The 4556-nt window shown below is 49.0% G+C and carries 4 protein-coding genes; 2 read left to right on the forward strand and 2 right to left on the reverse strand.

The genetic code is table 11. The features are described from left to right. Nucleotides 1-203: 203 nt before the first annotated feature. Nucleotides 204-1130: an IS982 family transposase gene (locus tag B5F38_RS13920; RefSeq protein ID WP_087409719.1), complete on the reverse strand. Its 927-nt coding sequence runs from the start codon at nt 1128-1130 to the stop codon at nt 204-206. A 171-nt stretch (nt 1131-1301) separates the two neighbouring features. Between B5F38_RS13920 and B5F38_RS13925 the strand changes: the two genes are divergently transcribed. Both B5F38_RS13925 and B5F38_RS13930 read left to right on the forward strand, forming a co-directional pair. Further along, nucleotides 1302-3131 (forward strand): IdeS/Mac family cysteine endopeptidase, encoded by a 1830-nt coding sequence (locus B5F38_RS13925; RefSeq protein ID WP_158096888.1) that lies wholly within the window; start codon nt 1302-1304, stop codon nt 3129-3131. Nucleotides 3132-3195: 64 nt separating this feature from the next. Next, on the forward strand, nt 3196-4092 hold the full coding sequence (locus B5F38_RS13930; protein WP_143240997.1) for a fimbrillin family protein: 897 nt from the start codon (nt 3196-3198) through the stop codon (nt 4090-4092). Nucleotides 4093-4116: 24 nt separating this feature from the next. Here B5F38_RS13930 and B5F38_RS13935 read toward each other — a convergent pair. Next, nucleotides 4117-4556, reverse strand: a 440-nt coding sequence (locus B5F38_RS13935) for a transposase (protein ID WP_206422501.1), incomplete at its 5' end; no start/stop codon positions are given.

Consider the following 4556-nt stretch of genomic DNA (forward strand, 5'->3'; position numbering starts at 1 on the left):
TTCTAGGGCAATTGGAGGTATTCTTTTTATCTTTAGCTAAGATACAAATTTTATATTACATTGGCAATCAATTCGTTATAAAGTTTTATTCTTTTTACGACAGTCCCTAACTATGACAAACAAGGAGTTCACGTAGGCGGACATGACTCTGCCAAAAGCCCCCGGCTGATTTTTTTTGCATTTTTCTGCGAAAATCTGTAAATTTACGTGAGTTCGATATAAATTAAAAACATCGTGAGTTGTCCGTCTTTGACAAAACGTACGTCAATGGCGGGCTTCTTTTCAAAGAAGCAGTATGCAGCTATGGCAGAGAGCGAGTTGGCAATAAAGTTATTGAAGGAACGGTGTCTGGAGTGTTCAATCTGGGCGATGTTCTTTAACTCGTCATTGACTGTTTCAATCAAAGCACGTTTTCTCAGCAGGATTTTGTCCGCTATGCTCATCAGGGAGTTCTTCATGTTGTTCTTCACTTTGGTTATCAACTGTATGCCGTTAAGAAATAGGTTCTCGAACAAGGTTTGCCCGATATACCCCTTGTCCGCACACAGTTTGCCCTTGATGTTCTTCAGGAACTTTGTCTGTTTCAGCGGTTCACGGTCATCCACATTTCCCGGAGTAAACATGAAATTGAGAATTTCACCCTTATCGTTGATGATCAGGTGAAGCTTAAACCCGAAGAACCATCCCATGGAGCATTTTCCACGTTCGGCGAGACCCTTAAAAGTCTTGTGAATCAATATGCGTTGGTTTCGGCATACACGCAGCGGTGTGGAATCCACAAAGCTGATACCGGTACAAGTACCCAACAGGACTTCCTTGATGAAAATGGTCAGCTGCAGCAGGACTTCCTTTTCCAGTTCTACAAAACGGTTATAGGACACACGTCTGGGAAAGAGATGCGTCAGATGTTTGCATACATATTCTTTGTAGTAATGCTTGAAACATCTGAAGCCTCCCGAGTGGAACAGGACTAGGATGACCATGATTTCCGCATCACTCATCCGGTTCGGCTTATTCCGATGCTTATGATTCTTGTCTTCAACCATATATTTTTCCTGTGTTTTGGCAAATTCCTTGCAAAAATCATCCGCCATACAAAAAATCTCCGTAACTTTAGCCTCTGAGAACATAGTGGTAGTCGCTTAAATGTTATAATTGAGCACTATAAATTTAATGCTTTTATCGCTATGTTCCTAATTTTCAAACTGATAATTTCAATCTTTATATCGAACTCACGTTAAATTTGCAGTCTTTTGACCAATTATATGACAATGTTTATGTGTGGTAATGCGGCTTCCGCAATGCGTGCGTTTACAGCAGCCGCTGCTTTTCTTCTTTTCTTGCCGGCCTGCATGAAGACGGAGGAGCCTGTTTCCGTACAGGATGACGGATTCATTGAACTGGCATTCACCAAAAACGGTTTTGTTGATGATACGCAGGATATGCCATCAGTGAAGGCGGATGTGGATGAAGACGGGAGCGGAACTTTTACGGAAGGGGACAAGGTCGGGTTGTATATATACGGCAGTCCTTCCAGGCATGTCATTCTCACTCTTGAGAACGGCAGGTGGACTCCGGCGCTGAAGAAGAGCGACCTGGGATCCGGCACGGCCAGGCTTTCCGCATATTATCCTGTATCGGAGGCTGAAGGCATCGGGTCAAACGTGCACCGCCATAAGGTGCAGACCGACCAGAGCGGGGACGGCTACATGGAATCGGATCTTCTGTGGAGCCATCTCGACATTGATCTTGGCTCGCTTTCAGGCAATAGGATAGAATTCCCTTTCAGGCATGCCATGCACAGGCTTGTCATAAACATTACGGGCTCTGACGGTACATTGCCCGAAGACCTTTCAGTAAAGGTCCTCAATGAGACCGAGGGGTCGCTTTCAATCTATAGCGGAAGTCTGAATGATCCGTCCGGTGAAAAGGTGAGAATAGATGCCAGAAAAGCGGAAGGGAGTCAGGGCAAGTTTTCCGCAATACTTTTCCCGGGCAGTCTGGGCCCTTATTCCGACGGATGGGTGGAAATAACTGCGGGCGGCAAGACCTCGACCTTCAAGGCGCCGTCGGAAATCGGCGGCAGGGATTTTCTGGAGAGCGGAAAGGAGACTGTGCTGAACCTGAGTCTGAATCAGGGCGGCGTCGGCCCCGGGGAAGAGCCGGAGCCTGATCCCGACTATGCTGGGAAAATATGCTGGGTATATGGAGTCAAGACGCCGGAAACTCCTGACTACAATGAGGAGACCGTGAAAGTGCTGACAGATACGGATAAATTTTATCCGTGGAACTTCCCTTCAGGAGTATGGTTCAAGTTTGACAGCGATCCTGAAACAGCCTATCTGAACTGGCAGGAGGGCTTCCGCTGGTATGACTGCGACAAGGACAATCCGGACGAAAGCAACTCCCGTCCCGGCTATCATGACAGCAACATGTGCTGGGCGGCCGCTTCGGCATGCATGCTCCACTGGTGGATGAACATCAACAGCGACTATATTGCCGCGTATGACCGTAAATATGGAGATGTGTGCCCGAAATATCCGCGCCCTTCATCTGAATTTTCTGGCACTGAAAAAAGCGAGATATTCAATTTCTTCAGGGAGGCAAGCCGTAACCGCGGAGGGGATGCGAGGGACGGCATCAACTGGTTCATCAACCACACTCCCGGATTGGGTCTAAACGACACTTTCGACGACGATGCCTTCGGAGGCTATTTTACGGAGGTTTTCAAGGGAATGAAGATAGCCGACTCTTTCGGGGGCTTCAGCAAGGAAACGTTCAACGAGCTCATAAAAGACGCCCTTGAGAATGACCGCGGACTCGGATTCATACGCTCACACGGACTGACGCATGTCATGGCTCTCTATGGTGTCGAATTCGATGATGAAGGATATATCTCGGCCGTATATTATGTCGACAACAACGACTATTATAATTTTCAGGTCACAGGCAGCAGCACTCCGTTCCAGAGGCATCGCCTGATCCGCAAGAAGATCACCTATAATGAGGGCAGCGGATTCAAGATATTGATCGGGGAGGGTACATCGTATGCGATAGTCGGAGTGACTACGATGGATCTTATGCGTGACGTATGGCGGAACGCCTTTCCGGAAGTGCGCACAGACGACTGAAGCTGAAAAATGATGTCGGGCAGTGCCCGGCAGGATTGCAGACATTTTATTTGACATAGATATTATGATGATTATGAAGAGTTATAAATTTTTTCTATATGCTGCGGCGATTCTGCTGGCGGCCGTCTCATGCGACAGATCCGTCCTTCCCGGCGGGGACGGCGGCAGCGATGAAGTGACGGGAAAAATCGACATAAGGACTGCCGTAGGCCCCATTGTGAAGTCGCCTCAGCTCGGACAGGACGGCTCCGGAAATTTCGTAAGCGGAGACATGTTCCGGCTTACGGTTTCAGGAGAGGGCTTTGATGATATAAGCGAGATCTATACGGTGGGAGAAACGGAACTTTTCTGGTCGGATTTGGAGCTTCCGGATAATTCCGGTACGGTGTATTTTTCAGGATGTTATCCTGATCAGGATGCCGTTTCAGACGGCAGTTTCCGTTTTGACATGCCGGCAGACGGCGAGACGGATCTTCTGCTTGCCAAGGCTGTTCCGGTGGCGTACCAGGCGTCGGCGGTGGAGCTGAAATTCTCTCATGCTTTCCACAGGCTTGCCATAGAATATGTGTCTGACGGCACTTATTCCGATTCCGATCTTTCGCAGGTAGCCACATCCGTCAATGCGATGTCCTCATGCACGGTGGATCTGCGCAAGGGCGAAGTTGAATCAGGCTCTGCTGCCCGTCCGGCAAGATACATGGAAAAGAAGGGGAATTCCGTGTCATATATGCTGATTCCGCAGCAGAAAGACGATGTCACTGTAGAGGTCTCTTTCCAGGGTATGAAAAAGACGTTCACTCTTCCGGACACCACCGGGGACGGTCAGGCGCTCAGTCAGCTTGAAGGAGGCAAAATGCTGACGGTGCGGCTTGAGATTTCTTCGGACGGGATCAGAATGGACGGAGTGGAGATCATAGGATGGGAGTCCCAGGGAACTGTCAACGGAGGCATATCCTTCTGAATCACCTCCGTCATCAGGCATTGATTATGGACAGTCCCTAGGATAGCGCATCTCGCTCTCGTAACAGGTCGCATCCGTATACATCGTGTCCAGGTCCTTCATGTACGGTTCCCAGGCTCTTGCCAGTATCTCCTGCTGCTGTTGGATCTTCAGCCCGCGGGCCAGTTCCGAAAACACGTCGTCCAGAAGTTTGTAGTTCGTCAGAGGATGCATCGGGTCTATTCTCACATCGCAGAAGAGCTGATAGTGGACGTTTCCGTTAAGATGCTCCATCAACCTCGGGCTGCTCAGACCTGTGTACATCTTCAGGAACATCAGCGCAACCTTGCCCTCCGGGGTGAAGTATGTTTTTCGCCCTTTCTTCGCTCTCATGCTCTTGCTTATCAGTCCAAAGTTCTCTGCCATCTCACCAAGCGGCAGCCTCTTCCTGATTTTTCCCAGCTCGCTAGTCTCGAACGTCCGCC

The organism is Barnesiella sp. An22, assembly GCF_002159975.1.
Taxonomy (GTDB): Bacteria; Bacteroidota; Bacteroidia; order Bacteroidales; family Barnesiellaceae; genus Barnesiella; species Barnesiella merdigallinarum.

What these genes read in the sequence shown, in the direction of transcription:
- B5F38_RS13920 (WP_087409719.1), bottom strand. Translation starts at nt 1,130, where the DNA reads ATGTTCTCAGAGGCTAAAGTTACGGAGATTTTTTGTATGGCGGATGAT.
- B5F38_RS13930 (WP_143240997.1), top strand. Translation starts at nt 3,196, where the DNA reads ATGATGATTATGAAGAGTTATAAATTTTTTCTATATGCTGCGGCGATT.
- B5F38_RS13925 (WP_158096888.1), top strand. Translation starts at nt 1,302, where the DNA reads ATGCGTGCGTTTACAGCAGCCGCTGCTTTTCTTCTTTTCTTGCCGGCC.